Genomic DNA, 17394 nt, shown 5'->3' with positions numbered 1-17394 from the left:
GCCCATCACTTCGCGGGTCTTGGCCTCCATCGCGACGTCGTCCAACGTACCCCAAGGGGTCCTGAGTTCGCGGCCGAGATAGAGGTTGGCGGCGGCGTCGACGTTATCGGCGACGGCGAGCGTCTGGTAGATCGTCTCGATGCCGTATTTCTTGGCGTCGCGCGGATTGCTGATATCGGCGGGCTCGCCATTGATCAGGATCTCGCCGCCATCGCGCTTATAGGCGCCGGAGAGGATTTTGATCAGCGTCGACTTGCCGGCGCCGTTGTGGCCGAGCAGCGCCACGACCTCGCCGGGGTAGAGATCGACCGAGGCATTATCCACGGCATGGATGCCGCCGAAGGAGATGGAGATGTTCTTCAGCTCCACAAGGGGCGTACGGGTGGTGTCCGTCATTGGTCCAACTCCTTTTACTTGGCGCGGGCCCGGTAGACCGTGTCGAGCCAGACGGCGACGACGAGGACCATACCGACCACGATGCGCTGGAACGGGGTGTCGATGCCGACCAGCACCATGCCCGATTGCAGCGATTGCATGACGAGCGCCCCGAGCATGGCGCCGGCGATTGTGCCCATGCCGCCCGCAAGCGACGTGCCGCCGATCACGGCGGCCGCGATCGTGTAGAGCTCGTCGAGCTCACCCTGCGCGTTGGTCGCGGCATTGAGGCGGGCGGTGGAAATGGCGGCGGCGATGGCGCAGAGAATGCCCATCAGCGCGAAGATCTTGACGGTGACCCAGCGGGTCTTGATGCCGGCAAGCTCAGCCGCTTCCGGGTTACCGCCGAGCGCGAAAACGTAGCGGCCGAAGCGCAGGCGCGTCGAGATAAAGGTCATGACGATGCCGACGACGATGGCAATCAGCACCGGTACGGCAATGCCGTGCGGGATGAACAGGCCGCCGTCCGGCCAGGCGATGCCGTTGGCATCCGCGAACTTGCGGGCAATGGCGACGGGCCAGGGATAGCTATTGACGATCAGGACGGCGCCGAGCACCAGCGCGCAGCCGATGGCGACAAGGAAATACTCCGCCCACATCGGGCGCAGCGGAAAGCCGAAGCGTTTGCGCTGCTTGCGGGAATTGGCGATCGTCGCGACGATGGCCGCGCAGGCGAGCGCGCCGACGATCCAGCTGGCCGTCGCGCCGATCGAGCCTTCGGTGCCGCCGCCCATCAGGCGGAAAGTGGCATCCATGGGGGCGACGGTGCGGCCGCTGGTGACGAACCAGGTGGCGCCGCGCCAGACGAGCAGGCCGCCGAGCGTGACGATGAAGGAGGGCACGTTGAGGAAGGCGATGATCGAGCCGTGCAGCGCGCCGATCGCAGCCCCCAGCAGCAGGCCGCAGACGAGCGTGACGACCCAGATCGCCGGATGATTGAAGCCAAGCAGCTGCGGCAGCAGTTCCGCCTGCAGCACGCCCATGCTCATGCCGACGAAGCCGAGGATGGAGCCGACGGAGAGATCGATGTTGCGCGTGACGATGACCAGCACCATGCCGGTCGCCATCACGGCGACGGAAGCGGTCTGGACGGAGAGGTTCCAGAGGTTGCGGGGCGTGAGGAACAGGCCGCCGGACAGGATGTTGAAGCCGATCCAGATGATCAGCAGCGCGCCGACCATGCCGAGCAGGCGCGTATCGATTTCGGTGGCGCGGAAGAAGCGCTTCACCGGGTTCTCGCTTGCCGATCGCGCGCGATTGGCAGATGCGGTCGTCGTGATGTCGGCCATGGTTTGCCGTTCCCCCACTTTTGTTGAACGTGTCGCCCGGGCGCCCGGATTTTGAGTGAAGCGGAATGTTCCGGAAAACCGGTTCCCACTTGCTCATCCCGCTTCGAGGATGTGTCGCCGCATCATCCTCCGCCCGCTGCCCATCTTGCGCAAGCGCCGCAACGGAAACCGCTGCGGCGCTTGTCGATGGTCAGGTCAGTACCGGTTGGTCGCTAACTCAGTTGCAGGCTGCAACCGAGCCGGCGGCAACGCCTTGGCAAGCCGTTTCCTTGGAGATCCAGCCAGCGTCGATGACGACGTTCAGGTTGTCCTTGGTGATCGGCAGCGGTGCGAGGAAGACCGACTTCATTTCGACGCCCTTCGGGCCGCCGTTGAAGGTGGTGACGCCTTCGATCTCGTCCATGGTCTTGCCGCTGGCAAGCGTCGCCGCGATTTCCGCAGCGCGCTTGCCGAGTTCGCGGCTATCCTTCCAGACGGACACCGTCTGCGTGCCGAGCGCTACGCGGTTCAGCGCGGCGTGGTCGGCGTCCTGGCCGGAGACCGGGACGGAGCCGGCGAGGCCCTGTGCCGTCAGTGCGGCGATCGCGCCACCGGCCGTGCCGTCGTTGGACGCGACGACCGCGTCGACCTTGTTGTCGTTCGCCGTCAGGAACTGCTCCATGTTCTTCTGGGCGTTTTCCGGCTTCCAGCCGTCGGTATAGGCTTCACCGACGTTCTTGATCTTGCCGGCGTCGATCGCTTCCTTCAGCACTTCCTGCTGACCGGCGAAGAGGAAGTCGGCGTTCGGATCGGACGACGAGCCCTTGATGAAGACGTAGTTGCCTTCCGGCTTCACCTTGAACACTTCGCGGGCCTGCATGCGGCCGACTTCCTTGTTGTCGAAGGTGATGTAGAAGGCGGCCGGGTTTTCGATCAGGCGGTCGTAGCCGACGACCGGAATGCCTTCGGCGGCAGCCTTTTCGATGGCCGGGCCGATGGCTTCCGAATCCTGGGCGAGAACGATGATGGCGTTGGCGCCCTGGGCAATCAGCGACTCGACGTCGGTCAGCTGCTTGGCGGCAGACGACTGGGCGTCAGCGGAAATGTACTTGTCGCCGGAAGCTTCGAGAGCAGCCTTGATGGCGGCTTCGTCGGTTTTCCAGCGCTCTTCCTGGAAGTTCGACCAGGAAACGCCGACCGTGAGATCCTTGGCGTGCGCAATGCCGGAATGCAGGGAAACGATGACGGCAGCCCCTGCCATCAGCTTCAAAACGGACTTCATATTATCCTCCCAAGTGAACACCGGCCGCCTGGACGAACCTCCCGCCCAATCAACGACCAGCCACGATAACACTGTCTCGATGCCCCTCCCGGTATGCCGGGACTTTTTTCTCGACAGTCGAGAAAATAAATGTCAGAACTTTTCCAGGCTGTCAACACGGCTCGAAAGCCTTGAATGACGGCGTGACTGATGCTTTGGGAGGGGCATGGGTTGCAGCCTGTGAAAGCGAGCGGATTAAACAGATGCTGATGAAATCGAGCACAGAGCTTGTGCGTCAGCAGAACAGTGCGCTCGTGCTTGCCTCCCTGCGCCGGCATGGCCCCCTCGCCCACACCGATATTTCCCAGCACACGGGGCTTTCCTCCGCGACGATCTCGGCAATCACGACGGAACTCGAAAAGGCCGAGGTGCTGGAACGGCGCGAACAGCAGGCGCCGGCATCGCGCGGGCGGCCGCGTGTCATCTTCGGGCAGCGGCGGGATGCGGGCTATCTCGCCACCGTGCGCATCTCCTCCGACGTCGTGCAATATTCGCTGGCCGATTACGGCGGCACGCTGCTCGACCGGTTCGAGGAACCGCGCAACCACGCCGACACCGCCACCCAACCCTTCGCGGACGCCTTCGTGGCGGCGCTGGAAAAGCTGGTGACCCGCTCGCGCATCACGCGGGAACAGGTTCTCGTCGTCTCCATCAGCAGCAAGGGGCTGGTCGATCCGGCGGCGGCCAAACTCGTCTGGTCGCCGGTCTTCGGATCGCAGCAGGTGGATTTCGCCGCCTTGCTCGCACCGCACTGGCCGGCGAAAATCCTCATCAGCAACGAGACGCTCCTCGTCGCCCATGCCATGGCGCTGCGCATGGAGAAGGCCGGCGTGAAGAACCTCCAGGCGGTCGCAGCGCTTTCGCTCGGCCATAGCATCGGGCTCGGCATCGCGCGTTTCGAGCGGACGGGCGAGCTGACCGTCACCGCTCCCAATTTCGGGCATATGCTGAACGCGTCGGACGGCAAGCTGTGTCGCTGCGGCGCGCAGGGCTGCATCGAGGCCTCCGCCGGCTTCTACGGCATCCTGCGCACCGCCTTCGAAGTGCCGCCGGATACGATCCCGGCGAAATTCGTGCCGCTCGCCGAGATGGACAAGATCGCGCTGCGCGCCCGCCAGGGCCACCGCATGTCGGAATATGCCTTCCGCCAGGCCGGCCTTGCGCTCGGCCAGGGCCTGTCGCGCATGGTGAGCCTCTACGAAAACATGCCGATCGCCATTACCGGCCCTGGCACGCGCTATTTCGATCTCCTCCAGCGCGGCCTCGAAGAGGGGCTTGCCCAGTCGCAGCAGGTCCGCCTGTTCGGCGCACCGCCGATTTCCGTGGTGCCGGAGGAGGCAACGCTGGTGCTGGAAGGCCATCTCGACCGGGCGCTGGCGGAGATGGACCACGATATCATCGCGGCCCGAGCGGCGGGCGACTGACCGGCATCACGCGTGCAGCGAGCCCTGCTTGGCATAGCGCCCGGGCGGCTGGCCGACATGGCGGGTGAAGGCCGTGCTGAAGGTGCTGGCCGAACCATAGCCCACCCGTTCCGCAACCTCGGCTATATCGGCCTTGCGACGGCGCAGAAGGTCTTTGGCAAGCGCCATGCGCCAGCCCATGAGATACTCCATCGGCGCCACGCCGACATGCCGCGAGAAGCGCTCAAAGAACGAGGAGCGGGAGAGCGCCGAAGCCTTGGCAAGCTCGGCCATCGTCCAGGCGCGGGCGGGATCGCCATGCATCTGGCGGAGGGACTCTGCCAGGCGCGCATCGCCCAGACCGCGCAGCAGGCCGGCCGGCGCATCCCGTGACGGCACCAGCCGCAGCGCTTCGACCAGTACGATTTCGACCAGCCGGGTGAGCACGAGATCGCGGCCCGGCCGCTCCGACGCAGCCTCCTCGATGAGCAGTCTCACCAAGATCGACAGGCGCTCGACGCCGCGCACATGCACCTGCCCCGGCAGGAGCGAGACCAGCAATCCGGAATCCTCGCCCTCGAAGACAAAATAGCCGCCGAGAATGCGCACATCGGGCGGCCCCTCCTGCCGCCCATGGCGGACTTCGCCGGTCGCACGTGCCGCGGCATGCGGATCGATGATCTGCGGCCGGACAGGTTCGAAACCTCTCATCGTAAACCCCGGCGTCTTCGGCAGCAGGACGAAATCTCCGGCCTGAAGCGTCAGTTCGGGTTCTCCATCCACAGCGAGGCGGCAGGCGCCCTCGATCACGATGGCGAAACTGGGATGGCCGAAATCCGTATAACGCACACCCCAGCGCCCTGCCCCGCTGATGCCCTTGGTGAACACCGCATTGGGACGGAGCAGTCCGATGATTTCAGAGAGCGGATCGACCATTCCCGGACGTTAGCAAACAAAATATGGATCATCAATCGTATTTAGTCCGACATCGCCGCAGTAGATTGGGGGCATCACTTCACAGGAGACAACCCATGAAAACCATCCTGATCACCGGCACCTCGTCCGGCTACGGCCTCGAAACGGCCCGCCACTTCCTCGCACGGAACTGGACCGTCATCGCGACCATGCGCACGCCGCGTGCCGATGTCCTGCCGCCCTCGTCCAACCTGCGCATCTTGCCGCTCGACGTGACGGATGAGGCCAGCATCGCTGCTGCCATCGACGCCGCCGGTCCCATCGACGCGCTCGTCAACAATGCCGGCATCGGCGTCGTCGGCGCCTTCGAGGCGACGCCGATGGCCCATATCCGCAAGGTCTTCGAGGCCAACACCTTCGGCACCATGGCCATGGTGCAGGCGGTTATCCCGCAGATGCGGGCACGCCGTTCGGGCGTCATCGTCAACGTTACCTCGAGCGTGGCGCTGGCGCCGATGCCGCTCGCCGCCGCCTATACGGCGAGCAAGCAGGCGATCGAAGGTTTCACCGGCTCGCTCGCCCATGAACTCGCGCATTTCGGCATCCATGCCAAGCTCGTCGAACCCGGCTACGCGCCGACCACGCGTTTCGCGCAGAACAGTTCCGTCAAGGTCGAGGACCTGATCCCCGAGGCCTATACCGACTTCGCCGCCCCCATCTTCGCGCAGTTTGCCGAGCCCGCGCTGACCACGAAGGAAACGGATGTCGCCGAAGCCGTCTGGACCGCCGTCAACGACACCAGCGGCACGCTTCGCTTTCCGGCCGGGCAGGATGCAGTGGCGCTCTTCCGCGCGGCCTGACACCCGGCACAGAAACGGAAAGGGCGGCCTGACGGCCGCCCCTTTTTATTTCGGTACCTAAAGCAAGCCGGTCACGCCTCACGCGTCATCTTCGAGAAATTGGCGCGCAGACGGGGATTGCGGATCATCGTCCGGCCAAGCGCAATGACGAGGCCAATCCCAAAGCCGGCAATGGCGCCCGCGACAAGGCCGGCGACCAGCAGCATGCTGCGGCCGGGACCATCGGCCTTCTGCGGCATGGAGGCCTCCGAGAGAACACGGATATTGCTGCGGGCGAGGTTCTTTTCCTCGCTCGTCTCGCGCACGCGCTTCAGCACGGCTTCGTAGATTTCGCGGGCGGCCGTCGCGCGGCGCTGGAGATCGTTGAGACCGACCTGGCGCTGCTGCGTGTTGTTCTGCAGCGATTTCTGGACGGCGAGTTCCTTGGCGACCTGCTGCTCGGACTGCTGGGCCTGGGCGAGATCGGAGCGGGCGCGCGCGAGATTGCGCTGCAGCTCGGCCTGGATTTCCGCCTGGAGCCCCTTGAGAGACGCCTTGGCGGCAAGCAATTGCGGATGGCGGGCACCGAGCGCGCTTTCGAGACTGCCGACGGTTGCCGACTGCTGGGCATATTGCCGGCGAAGATCGGTGAGCGCCGCCGATGTCTGCTGCTGGCCGCTGGTCGAAATTGCGTCTTCGAGCTTGAAGTTCACAGCCGCATCCACCCGCGACTTGGCCTCGATCGATGCCTTCTGCGCGGTGGTCAGCAACTCATTGAGCTGCACCAGCCGCTTGTCGGCGATCAGGTTGCCATCGGCCGTGACCATATCGTTGCTGGCCTTGTAGCTTTCGACGGCCTCTTCCGCCTTCTGCACCTCTTCGCTGAGCTCGCGCAGACGGCTGTCGAGGGCAGAATTCGTGCGTTGGTAGATCGAGGAATAGGCGTTGTTTTCCTCTTCGAGGAAGGCATCGACAAGGGCGTTGGCAACCTCTGCGGACACCCCGCCGTCAGCCGTCGTCACCGAGAGCGTCACGACATAGGAACTGGATTCCAGCGCTACCGTCGCCGAACGCTGCAATGTGGCGACGATCGCCGCCTTGCGCGTGGCCGGATCACCGGCGATCTTGGAAAAGAGATAGCTGTCAGCAAGGTTCAACTTGTCGACGGCCTGGCCGATCGCCTTCGGCGAGGTCAGGATTTTCGACTGGCTGTTGATCATCGACACGATGACTTCCGAGGAAGCACCGCTCTGCGAACTCGAGTCGCTGAGCTCAATCTGCCGGGGATCGAAATAGATGCTGGTCTGCGCCGTGTATTTGCGCGGCATGGTCGGCACCAGCACGCCACCGAGCACGGCAAAAAGTGCCGTGAGAGCCAGGATCAACAGCCGATGGCTCCAAAGAGCGCGCAGCAGGGTGCCGATATCGAGCAGCGGAACGTCACCGGCAGGCTCCGGCGCGGCCGAAACAACGTCGGGTTCGGAAACGGGCTCGTGCACCTTACGCGACGGCACGGCTTCAACGGCGGAAGGCGCGGCCGCTAAAGTCTCTTTCCGGCGCAATGTGGAGGTTTCAACTCTCCGATCAAGATGGTCCGCAGCATCCGTGGCCAAGCCACGGCGCAAAGCCGGATGCGTCGACAGCACGGGGCTGCCCCGGCGTCTGCCCGGAAGCCCCTTCAGGTCGTCATTTTTTCCAGCTCGGCTCATAAAAAACCCATGCGATTCGTCGGCTTGGCCGATTGCGATCCGCATCGGAATCTATTGCCTTATGGTTAACGAGGCGTAACCTGCGCGCGCCTTTGGGCATATGGCGTCGTCAAGCCGGCGGCACGGTCGCACAGGCCGCTGCGTCTGGCCGTTTGCCCGGCGTCAACGGCAAGGCCGACAGCTGCTTGCGGTCGCCCTTTTTCGTCGGCTGCACATTGTTGATCTCGGTTTCCGGCCACCATTCACCGGCGGCCCAGTAGCTGAAGCCGAGCCATGCATCGGCATTCTCGTCCAGTGTCGCCGTCATCGCCTTGAGGCCGACCAGGCAGGCTTTGTCCTGCGAACCGCCGAATTCGCCGAGAAACCCCTTCTTGCCGGTCTCACGCAGCCATACCGTGACATCGACCAGTGCGGCATTGGCGGCCTCCGCCGCTTCGCAGCCGCCTTTCGTACCCGACGAATCCGCATCCATATACTGATGGAATTCGTAGGCGTAGTTGTCGATCGGGTCCTTCACCCCGCGCATCACCTCGGCGTTCGAACCGCCGGGATATTCCGCCCGCCAGCCATGGGCGCCGCTCCAGCGCGTACCCGGCACGAGCACCAGATTGCGCGCGCCGACGCTGCGAATGCCGGCGATCGCGTCGTTCGCCATATCGAGCCACTCGGAAGCGGGAATGTCATAGGGCTCGTTCATCAGGCCGAAGAGCACATCGGTTTCATTGGCGAATTCCGCACCGAGGCGGATCCAGAGATCGGCGAAGGCGAAGGCAGGCACCTCGGGTGTCCCGAGCCTGGCCTTGTCGTAATAACCGAACGCGTGCGGATCCAGCAGTACCGTCATGCCGTGATCACGCAAGCGTTTGACCGCCGCCTTCAACCGATCGAGTTCGACGGCGCTGAGCGGACTGGTCAGCGTCGGCTGCAAACGATCCCATGAGAAGGGAAGCCGAACGATGTTCATGCCCTTGCCGGCGAAATAGGCGACGGTTTTCTCCGAGGGGTAGGTGAAATTGATGTTCTCAGCGCCGTTGCGGTCACCGTATTCGGCGCCCGAGAGATTGACGCCCTTGAAACACACGCCCGCCGCAAGCGACGGCTCGGCGACCGCAAGGGCGGCGAAAACAGCCGCGGACAACAAGCGCACAGACGGCATCAGGCCGACCCTGTCGGTGACAGATGCACGGCAGGCCGACGACGGTTGCGCAGGAAACGATCGAGGGGCTTTTCAAAGAGATTGTGCAGCAGCACCGCCGCGACCGAGGAGGCGACAAGGCAGAGCAGGACGAAGAGCACTTCGTTGCGCATCCATTCGAAGGGCAGCTTGGCGTAAATCATGCGCGCGCCGGCGAGCACGAAGATATGGCTGAGATAGAGGCTGAAGGACGCATCCCCGAGATGGTTGAGCCAGCCGATCACCGGCTTGCGCGAGAAATCGACGAGGGCGACGGCGGCAACCACGATTGCGGCGGGCAGACCGACGGAAAACAGGCGCGGCACGTCCCATTCCATCCAGTCGTTATAGACCATGACCGCACCGGCAACAGCGATGATCGGCCAGGCGACCGTTCCTTCCAGGCGCCGGCCGTCGAGATAGAGCTTGCCGATAAAAACACCCAGAACGAATTCGAAAATGACGGAATCACCGTAGAAGCGGGCCGCCGTCACATCCTGCGGCAGAAGCTTGCAGAGAATGAAGATGACAAGCAGCAGCCCTGCCAGCGCATAGGGACGGATCGCCTTCGACAGGCCAAGCAGCGCGCCGAAGAGCAGGTAGAAATACATCTCGTAGTTCAGCGTCCAGCCCGGCACGATGACGGGTGCGATCATAATACCCGCCGGGTCCGCCGGGTTGATCCAAGGCAGGAAAAGCAGCGTGGCGACGACATGCGGCAGGTCGAAAACCGTCGATTTCAGGATCGACGGTACGATGAGGGCGACAGCGGCAGCCAAAAGCGACAGCGCCCAGTAGAGGGGCACGATGCGAATGATACGGCGGGTGTAGAACTCCCGTGCGCCGATCGCCTTGTCGGCTGTGGTGATCCACATGACGAAGCCGCTCAGCACGAAAAACAGGTCCACGCCGCTCTTGCCGAAGAGCGCGCCGGACAGCAGCGCATCCGGCTGGACGTTACGAAGCTGGAGAATGGCGTGGAAATACACCACCATGAGGGCGGCGATCGCACGCAGATACTGGAGCTGTACAAGCATTGCCTATCCTGAGCGGCCACGCACCGGCCGCCTGGCCCTATGTCTGCTTGCGGACCGGGGTGACACCTGCCTGCAACGCGGGCGTGGGGTCACGGCTTTCGCGGCCGCCCGGCGCAAATTTGAGGTAACCGGCCAGGAACCAGAGCAGCGCTGCCACCTTGATCGAGAACACGGCATTTCCGCCGATCATCATGTTCACGAAAAGAAAAATAGAAAGTAAATGCGCAAACCGGCGCTGCTCTGCGGTCTTTCCCGCCGGGAAGAGGCAGACGAAAAGCCAGAAGAACACGAGACCGAAGACCGTGCCTGCATAAACGGCATAGACATAGCCGCTGTCGGCGAATTGCGCCGCCTTGGCGGCCTCCAGTCCCAGCACCGCGAAGATGTCTGTCTCCAGGATATGCTTGACCGTCAGCACGACGCGGCCGTCCAGCGTATCGCCGCTGGCATCCGGCCGCAGGAAATAGACGAGGAAGCCAAGCAGCAGGACCAGCGGCATATAGACGAGCGTCCAGGCTGTCGGAATGCGCGGAAAGAGGAAGTAGCCGGCCAGGCAGACGAACGAGAACATCAGCATGGTGCGGGAATCGTTGGTCAGCAGGATCAGGACGATCGTGCTGAAAAACAGCAGCCGCTCGCCGCGTTTCAGATTGCCCCAGAACGTAGAGAGGAAGATCAGCAGCACGCCACAAAAATTGGCGAGCGACACCTGCTCCAGAAAGATCGAGGCGGCGCGGTGATCGATGATACCGAAGGAAAATCGGCCGGGGATACGCAGCACGTTCTGGAACAGCTTGCTGCCGTCGAAGGAGATCTGCTCCAGGCCACGCGTGTTTTCGAAGTAGCTCATCGGATAGAACAGCGTGCCGTAGAGATCGAGCAGAAAGATCTCGATCAGCAGACCGCCGAGAATGCACCAGCACGACCATTTGAAAGCCGTACGCACCGTGCCGCGGTTCGACCAGGTGCCAAGAATGGCGAAACAGAAGATGATGAGAACGTTGCGGAAATAGTCGATGAAAACCGTGCCGTTGACCGCCGACATATAGGCGGCCATGGCCAGCGTGAAGACCGCGAAGAGAAGGGCGCCGATATCCTCCTCGAATAGCCCCTTGCGCAGGATGAAGACAAGGCCGCCGAACAGGATGAGGATTTCCGTCAACGCCACATGGGCAAAACCGAGCCGCATTACGTTCGCGTTGATCATCGCGAGAACGCAATTGTAGAGCACGGAGGAAACTACGACGCCGATTACATAATAATCGCGCGTCTCTACGGTTCTGTTGTCTGTCACTGCGCCCGACGCCGACGAATCGCTATGCAGGCAAGATAACAGAGCGGCGCATCGGGAAAAAGCGAAGCGATTTCGCCATCCATCTCGATGACCCGATCGTTCTGGCGAAGGGTGATTTCCCGCTTAAAAAACCGCTTCGACCGGAAGGCTTCAGCTTCCGGCGGTCTCCAGCGCTTCCCAGCTTTCATCCATGGCATAGGTCGGCGAGAGGAGCGGGATGCCGATATGGCCGTAGCGCACGGAAAGCTGCCGCTCGGCCGTCTCCTCATCCACCTTGGCGACCTTGGCAAGATAAATGACGGAGGCAAGGCCCGTGCGGTCGGCACCCGACCGGCAATGAATGAGGATCGGGCGCGGCGCATCCTTCAGGATCGCAACGAGCCGTGCGGCACCCTCCGCGTCCAGACGCTGATCGGCGACCATCGGGAAATCGACGAGCCCGATGCCCAGCCGCTTGGCCGTCGCCGCTTCCGCCTCGTACCAGGCTTCCTTTTCATGACGGCCGCGCAGATTGATGATCGTGCGGATGCCGTAGCGTCCGGCATAGCTTGCGATCGCGGCGGCCGTCGGCTGGTTCGAGCGATAGACCTCGCCCGGGACGACGGCTGCGAAATTGCCCGTCAATTGAATGCCCACGAGATAGCCGCCCATCGCCACGGCGCCTATGCCGAAGAAAAGCGCCGCCTTTTTGAGAAAACCGTTCATCTGCGATCCTGCCGTTATTGGCGGCAACATCGGTCACGCGGCTGACAGGGCGCTGAACGTCAGTCCGGCCGGCGCAGCGCCGCCACATGCATGGACCGGCGCAGCGAAAAGCCGATCGTCTCGTAAAGACCGATGGCGGCCGTATTGCTGGCAAAGGCGTGGAGATACGGCCGGGCGCCGGCCTCCACGATCTGCCCGGCGACATGAAGCGACAGGCGCCGTGCATAGCCCTTCCCACGGTGATCGGGATGGGTGCAGACGCCGCTGAGCTCGGTGTAGTCAGGCTGCTTCATGCGCTCGCCGGCCATGGCGACGATGCGTCCGCTTTCCCGCACGCCCCAGAAGCGGCCGAGCGCCTGCGATTTCAGCGAGAAGGGGCCGGGCTTGGTCAGCGTAGCAAGCGCCAGCATCTCCTCGGCATCCTCGGCGCCGAGCGCCACGATGGCATCGTCCGGCGCGGCGGCGGGAACTTGTTGGGCGATCATCTGCACGGCCTCCGTCGCGATGAGGGTTTCGAAACCGGCAGGGGCCAGGACAGGATCAGTCTGGAGAAAATAGAGCGTTTCACCGGGGCGCACGAGGGCGGCATAATCGGTTGCGGCCTGCGGCGTGTCTACCGCCAATCCCGCCATGGGCAGGAACCCCGGCTGATAGCGTCGGGCGAGGCCATCACCTTCGGCCAGGGCCATATGCGTGGTCGTCAGCGCACTCCAGATCGGGCGGTCAAGAAGGGTGATCATGGGTGGTTTCCTTCTGCCTTTCCGGCGCGACGATGGAGCGGTTTTTCCTTCAAGGCGTCCTCCAGCTGATCGAGGCGCTCAAGGAGGCTGCCGTCGAGGGCATCGCAGATTTCGCGCACCGCCGCTTCGATCACCGGCCAGATTTCCTGTTTCGAGCGGGCGATCAGCGCTGCCCCTTCCGGCGTCAGCGAGAGACGGCGAATGCGCTGATCGTCCTTTTCCTTGCGGGCGGTGAGGTAACCCGCCTCGGCCAGCAGGCCCGCCGCGCGCGTGACACCCGGCTGGGTGACGCCGAGCGCCTCAGAAAGCTCGCCGACGGAGAGCGGCCCCAGCCGGTCGATGGCTGCCAGCAGCGGGTACTGTCCCGCCTGCAGCTCCACGTCCATATGCTTCATGATGCGCTGGGTATCCGCCTGCACCTGCTCGCCGATGCGCTTCAGGCGGCTGCCGAGACAGAGATAGCCGAGCACCCTTACAATATCGTCCGCCATAACTTTATTCCTTGTTATATAACAAGTTATATTATTGGCGGCGCATGCCGTCAAGACAGGCTGCGGCTTGACGGTCCACGCACGACGCGTATGCCTTGCCGCATCAGTGCTTGAGAAAGGCCGGCGACCATGGATGCAACGATCTATCACAATCCGAAATGCGGCACCTCACGCAACACGCTGGCGCTCATCCGCAATGCCGGCATAGAGCCGGAGGTCATCGACTATCTCGCGAACCCGCCGTCCAAGGCGAAACTGGCGGTAATGATCGCCGCGGCGGGACTGACCGTCCGCGAGGCTCTGCGCGAGAAGGACACGCCCTATGCATCGCTCGGCCTTGCCGACCCTACCCTGTCTGACGATGTCCTTCTGGACCACATGATCGCCCAGCCGATCCTCATCAACCGGCCCTTCGTCGTAACGCCGCTGGGCACACGGCTCTGCCGGCCTTCGGAACGGGTGCTGGACATCCTTCCGGACACGCATAAAGGCCCCTTCGCGAAGGAGGACGGCGAGAAGGTGATCGGCGAAGACGGCAGGCGTCTCGCCTGAGCTTGCTCACGCCTCTGCCGGCAGCTTTTTAACGGCAAGCCCCAGCGCCCTGCGTAGCCGGGCCTCGCTTTGGCACGCGAAATCCTGCGCCATGCGCTGCCCCCGCGCAGCATCCCGCGGCGGCAGCGGACCGGCGAGGCGCAGAGCGACGCCCTCGGCCGTCGCGGCGACATGTGGAATGTTTTCGATGACGGCAAGGCGGTGCGCAAGCGATCCCTCCCGCACGACAACGGGAATGCCCAGCTGCGCCGCGCGCCCAAGAACGCCGACGGCGTGATCGCCCGAGGGCGGATAGAGGCACCAGACCGTATCGCTCGCCGCATAGGCGCCGAGCAATTCGGCATCCGAAAGGGCCCGGTCGACCGCCACTCCCCCCGCCGCCCGGAACAAGTCGGCGCGATGCGCAAGGCCCGGCTCTACCCGGCCGCAGGCGATGAAGCGGAAACGATCGCGCAATCCTGCGCAAACCCCATAACTTTCGGAGAACAGCGCAAACCCCTTGCGCGCGCTTTGCCGGCCAAGGGAAGTCAGGACCAGACGATCACCCGGTTGCCGTTCGCGTCGCAGAAGCTCCACCGCGTCGCGCTCTTCATCGGTCAGATCCCAGAGTTCGATGTCGTAGATCCAGTCCTTTGCCACAAAAGCGGCGGCGGGAAGGACCGCGAAGGGAAGGATCGTCAGCGTCTGAACCGCCTCCAGCCGCTTGAGCCCGTGCAGCAGCCGTCGCTTGATCCGGTAGTGCCACCGCCTCGACGCCACAAGCGGCAGCGGATGCAGAAGCAATCCCGCCGTCCGCCTGCCGACGACCGCGCGCAACAGGCAGATGGCGAGATAGGACAGGAAAGCCTCCTCGACCATCAGGAAAAGTACGGGGCCGGGTGAGAGAAGAATCCTGCCCAGGCCAGCCGATCGGGCACCGAACAACCGCTCCAGCGCACGAAGATAGGAGGGCCGGCGTCCGGTTTGAGTTGCGCTGTAAACCAGAAGCGATTCAGGTCGTCGCACCGGCTGGGCCGTCCGCGCCCATCGAAACCAGCTGCTTGCCGGTTCCCGCCCCGCTTCCGTCGCCAGATCCGCTCGCACAGACGGACCTGATGCGACAGGCTCATCCGTGCCTGCCTGCATGATCTTCCCCCGAAGATGGTCGCAAAGCTTTCCGCGCCCGTCCGCCCGGAAAGTGATGTCATGCCGCAGGCACAATCTTGCCTGCTCGTCTCAAGTCCGTATGCGCACCCGGTGGAATACGGTCAGGAAACACAACTTAATCATTAATAATATTAATCTTAGCGTGTTGAATTGAGAATACAAGCGGGGTCATGCAACTCTGTCGCGATTTGAGAAAACCTTGCGTCATTCGCATCAAGATTTGCACCCTCTGCCCTTCGCTTGCCGCTCCGACACCAACGGTTCATAAAGGCCGGGAACCGACCGCTAAGGACGAAGGATGAATCTCAAGGAATTTGCCGCCCGCATCGGCCTGTCCCAGACGACGGTTAGCCGCGCGATGAGCGGATATCCGGAGGTGAAGCCCGAGACGCGGGCGCGCGTGCTGGAGGCCGCGGAGCGGTTGGGCTATCGGCCGAATATCAGCGCGCAGCGCCTAGCAACAGGGCGGGCCGGCGCGATCGGCATCGTCTTTCAGGGCGGTGGGCGGTTCGGGCCGCATTCCAGCGAATTCATGGGCGGGCTTTCGACACGGCTTCAGCGAGATGGCATCGATATTCTCGTCTCGACCGTGGAGACGGAAGAAGACGAAGCTGCCGCCTATCGAAGGCTCGCGGCCAGCAAGCGCGTGGATGCCGTCATCGTGCATACGCCCGCCTGCTCGGATGCCCGCATCGCGCTTCTGCAAACGCTCGGCCTGCCCTTCGTCGTACACGGACGCAGTGAGGCCAAAAAACCCTTCGCCTTTCTCGACATCGACAATTTCGGCGCCATCGAAAAGGCGACCCGCCACCTTGCCGGTCTCGGCCACCGCCGCATCGCACTGATCAATGGCGACACCGTCAGCACCTATGCACGCGACCGGAGCGACGGTTTTCGCGCGGCACTCGCCGGCTGCGGCCTGCCGTTCGACCTCGATCTGACGGGCCATGGCGAATTCACGGATGAAACTGGCTTCCGGCTAATGCAGGCCTTCCTCACCCTGCCCGCCCCGCCCACGGCGGTCATAGCAGGCTCGATGATGTCGGCGCTCGGCGCCATGCGGGCGATCCGCATTGCGGGTCTGACCGTCGGGCAGGACGTCTCGCTCATCGCCCATGACGACGTCTTCCCCTATCTGAGCCCCGACAATCTCGTGCCCGGCGTTACCACGACGCAATCGCCGATCCGCGCGGCAGGCGAGCGGATCGGCGACATGGTCTTGCAACTGTTGCAGGGAGAAGCAGCCGAGACCTTGCAGGAAGTCTGGCCCGTCGAGTTCATCATTCGCGGCTCGACAGGCCCGGCGCCGGCCTGAGCTCAGACCTTCAATTCCCGGCGCTCCTTCTCGGTCTCGATGGCGAGATCGAGGATCTTTTGCAGTTCCGCGGCATGGCGGAAGCCGGGCTCGACTTGTTCGCCGGCGGCGACGGCCGCCGCGAAGCGCTGATAGTTGGTCGGCACCGTGCCGGCATCGAGATCGCGCCAGACGGCCTTTTCGACATCCTCGCCCAGGCAGCCGCGCAGCTGCGATCCCTCGGTCGAATGGATCACCTCCAGCGCCCCCTTGTCGCCGTGCATGCGCAGGCGAAGCTCATTGAGGTGGCCCGTCGCCCAGCGGCTGGAATGGATGACGCCGAGCGCGCCATTGGCGAAATCGACGGTCATGGTGAAGCTGTCATTGGCATCGAGGTCGTACTCGCCGATGCGGTTGTCAGGCGCCTTGTCGAAGGCTTTCAACCGGGCGAAGACATGTTCCACATCGCTGCCCGCGCCATAGCTCGCAAAGTCGAGGATATGGATGCCGACATCGCCCAGCACGCCGTTCGAGCCGTGCCTGGTGGAGAGCCGCCAGAGCCACTGGCTCTCCGTCGCCCAGTTGCCCCAGGCCTTGGAGACGAGCCAACTCTGCAAATAGGATGCCTCGACATGCCGCACGCGGCCGATTTCGCCGGCCAGCACCATCTCGCGTGCCTTTTGTAGGGGCGCGACGTTGCGATAGGTGAGGTTCACCATCGTGACGAGACTGGAAGCCTCGGCGGCCCGCGCCATCTCGTCGGCCTTGGCGTAGTTTTCCGCCAGCGGCTTCTCGCACATGACATGCTTGCCTGCCGCCAGCAGCGCCAGCGTCGTCGGATGGTGCGCGCGGTCGGGCGTCACATTGGTCGCCGCGTCGAAACCGCCCCAAGCGATCGCCTCTTCCAGCGAGGTGAAGACATTGGGAATGCCGTGCTTGTCGGCAAAGGCCTTCGCGCGCGACGGGTCCACATCGACGGCGCCGACCAGTTCGACGCCGTCGATTGCGGCAAAGTGCTGGGCATGGCTGTTGGCCATGCCGCCGGTTCCAAGAACGAGAAGACGCATGAAA

The 17394-nt window shown here is 63.5% G+C and carries 17 protein-coding genes; 4 read left to right on the top strand and 13 right to left on the bottom strand.

Translation table 11 applies throughout. The annotated features are described in order from the left end of the window. The 3 genes from ACOZKU_RS03350 to xylF all read right to left on the bottom strand — a co-directional run. A partial coding sequence (locus ACOZKU_RS03350) for an ATP-binding cassette domain-containing protein (protein ID WP_421577660.1) occupies window positions 1-396 on the bottom strand: 396 nt, incomplete at its 3' end. 14 nt (window positions 397-410) lie between these two features. Next, a complete protein-coding gene (locus ACOZKU_RS03345; RefSeq protein ID WP_421577659.1) occupies window positions 411-1724 on the bottom strand; it encodes a sugar ABC transporter permease in 1314 nt (437 codons plus the stop codon). A gap of 217 nt (window positions 1725-1941) precedes the next feature. Then, complete coding sequence (xylF, locus tag ACOZKU_RS03340) at window positions 1942-2985, bottom strand: D-xylose ABC transporter substrate-binding protein (RefSeq protein WP_421577658.1); 1044 nt, start codon at window positions 2983-2985, stop codon at window positions 1942-1944. A 242-nt stretch (window positions 2986-3227) separates the two neighbouring features. Between xylF and ACOZKU_RS03335 the strand changes: the two genes are divergently transcribed. Then, the gene (locus ACOZKU_RS03335; RefSeq protein ID WP_421577657.1) at window positions 3228-4448 is read left to right on the top strand and encodes an ROK family transcriptional regulator; all 1221 of its coding nucleotides are present in this window, start codon (window positions 3228-3230) and stop codon (window positions 4446-4448) included. A 6-nt stretch (window positions 4449-4454) separates the two neighbouring features. Here ACOZKU_RS03335 and ACOZKU_RS03330 read toward each other — a convergent pair whose 3' ends face one another. After that, window positions 4455-5363 carry an AraC family transcriptional regulator gene (locus ACOZKU_RS03330; protein WP_421577656.1) on the bottom strand — a complete coding sequence of 303 codons (909 nt, stop codon included), beginning with the start codon at window positions 5361-5363 and terminating at the stop codon, window positions 4455-4457. 95 nt (window positions 5364-5458) lie between these two features. On the opposite strand from ACOZKU_RS03330, the gene ACOZKU_RS03325 reads away from it, so the two are divergent. After that, window positions 5459-6202, top strand: coding sequence for an SDR family oxidoreductase (locus ACOZKU_RS03325; protein WP_421577655.1), 744 nt, complete (start codon window positions 5459-5461; stop codon window positions 6200-6202). Window positions 6203-6273: 71 nt separating this feature from the next. On the opposite strand, the gene ACOZKU_RS03320 is transcribed toward ACOZKU_RS03325, so the two are convergent. The 7 genes from ACOZKU_RS03320 to ACOZKU_RS03290 all read right to left on the bottom strand — a co-directional run bounded on the left by ACOZKU_RS03320 (window position 6274) and on the right by ACOZKU_RS03290 (window position 13331). After that, window positions 6274-7695 (bottom strand): GumC family protein, encoded by a 1422-nt coding sequence (locus ACOZKU_RS03320; RefSeq protein WP_421577654.1) that lies wholly within the window; start codon window positions 7693-7695, stop codon window positions 6274-6276. 304 nt (window positions 7696-7999) lie between these two features. Continuing rightward, window positions 8000-9046 (bottom strand): glycoside hydrolase family 5 protein, encoded by a 1047-nt coding sequence (locus tag ACOZKU_RS03315; RefSeq protein ID WP_421577653.1) that lies wholly within the window; start codon window positions 9044-9046, stop codon window positions 8000-8002. Continuing rightward, the gene (locus ACOZKU_RS03310) at window positions 9046-10101 is read right to left on the bottom strand and encodes an acyltransferase family protein (protein ID WP_421577652.1); all 1056 of its coding nucleotides are present in this window, start codon (window positions 10099-10101) and stop codon (window positions 9046-9048) included. Before ACOZKU_RS03310 ends, ACOZKU_RS03315 begins: the two co-directional genes overlap by 1 nt. 37 nt (window positions 10102-10138) lie before the next feature. Then, window positions 10139-11395 carry a hypothetical protein gene (locus ACOZKU_RS03305; protein WP_421577651.1) on the bottom strand — a complete coding sequence of 419 codons (1257 nt, stop codon included), beginning with the start codon at window positions 11393-11395 and terminating at the stop codon, window positions 10139-10141. 150 nt (window positions 11396-11545) lie between these two features. Beyond that, window positions 11546-12100: a dual specificity protein phosphatase family protein gene (locus ACOZKU_RS03300; protein WP_314085756.1), complete on the bottom strand. Its 555-nt coding sequence runs from the start codon at window positions 12098-12100 to the stop codon at window positions 11546-11548. Between the two features lie 59 nt (window positions 12101-12159). Further along, window positions 12160-12840 (bottom strand): GNAT family N-acetyltransferase, encoded by a 681-nt coding sequence (locus tag ACOZKU_RS03295; RefSeq protein ID WP_421577650.1) that lies wholly within the window; start codon window positions 12838-12840, stop codon window positions 12160-12162. Then, a complete protein-coding gene (locus ACOZKU_RS03290; RefSeq protein WP_421577649.1) occupies window positions 12837-13331 on the bottom strand; it encodes a MarR family winged helix-turn-helix transcriptional regulator in 495 nt (164 codons plus the stop codon). Before ACOZKU_RS03290 ends, ACOZKU_RS03295 begins: the two co-directional genes overlap by 4 nt. A 129-nt stretch (window positions 13332-13460) precedes the next feature. Here ACOZKU_RS03290 and arsC point away from each other — a divergent pair, with 129 nt between their 5' ends. Next, entirely contained in the window at window positions 13461-13883 is a 423-nt protein-coding gene (arsC, locus tag ACOZKU_RS03285; protein WP_421577648.1) for an arsenate reductase (glutaredoxin), read from the top strand. A 6-nt stretch (window positions 13884-13889) separates the two neighbouring features. On the opposite strand, the gene ACOZKU_RS03280 is transcribed toward arsC, so the two are convergent. Continuing rightward, the gene (locus ACOZKU_RS03280) at window positions 13890-15008 is read right to left on the bottom strand and encodes a hypothetical protein (protein WP_421577647.1); all 1119 of its coding nucleotides are present in this window, start codon (window positions 15006-15008) and stop codon (window positions 13890-13892) included. A 319-nt stretch (window positions 15009-15327) separates the two neighbouring features. On the opposite strand from ACOZKU_RS03280, the gene ACOZKU_RS03275 reads away from it, so the two are divergent. Beyond that, window positions 15328-16344: a LacI family DNA-binding transcriptional regulator gene (locus tag ACOZKU_RS03275; protein ID WP_421577646.1), complete on the top strand. Its 1017-nt coding sequence runs from the start codon at window positions 15328-15330 to the stop codon at window positions 16342-16344. Window positions 16345-16346: 2 nt separating this feature from the next. Here ACOZKU_RS03275 and ACOZKU_RS03270 read toward each other — a convergent pair whose 3' ends face one another. Continuing rightward, a complete protein-coding gene (locus tag ACOZKU_RS03270) occupies window positions 16347-17390 on the bottom strand; it encodes a Gfo/Idh/MocA family protein (protein ID WP_421577645.1) in 1044 nt (347 codons plus the stop codon). Window positions 17391-17394 lie beyond the last annotated feature (4 nt).

This window comes from Shinella sp. M31 (genome assembly GCF_049199205.1).
Taxonomy (GTDB): domain Bacteria; phylum Pseudomonadota; class Alphaproteobacteria; order Rhizobiales; family Rhizobiaceae; genus Shinella.
This window is presented reverse-complemented; position numbering and strand designations above follow the sequence as displayed.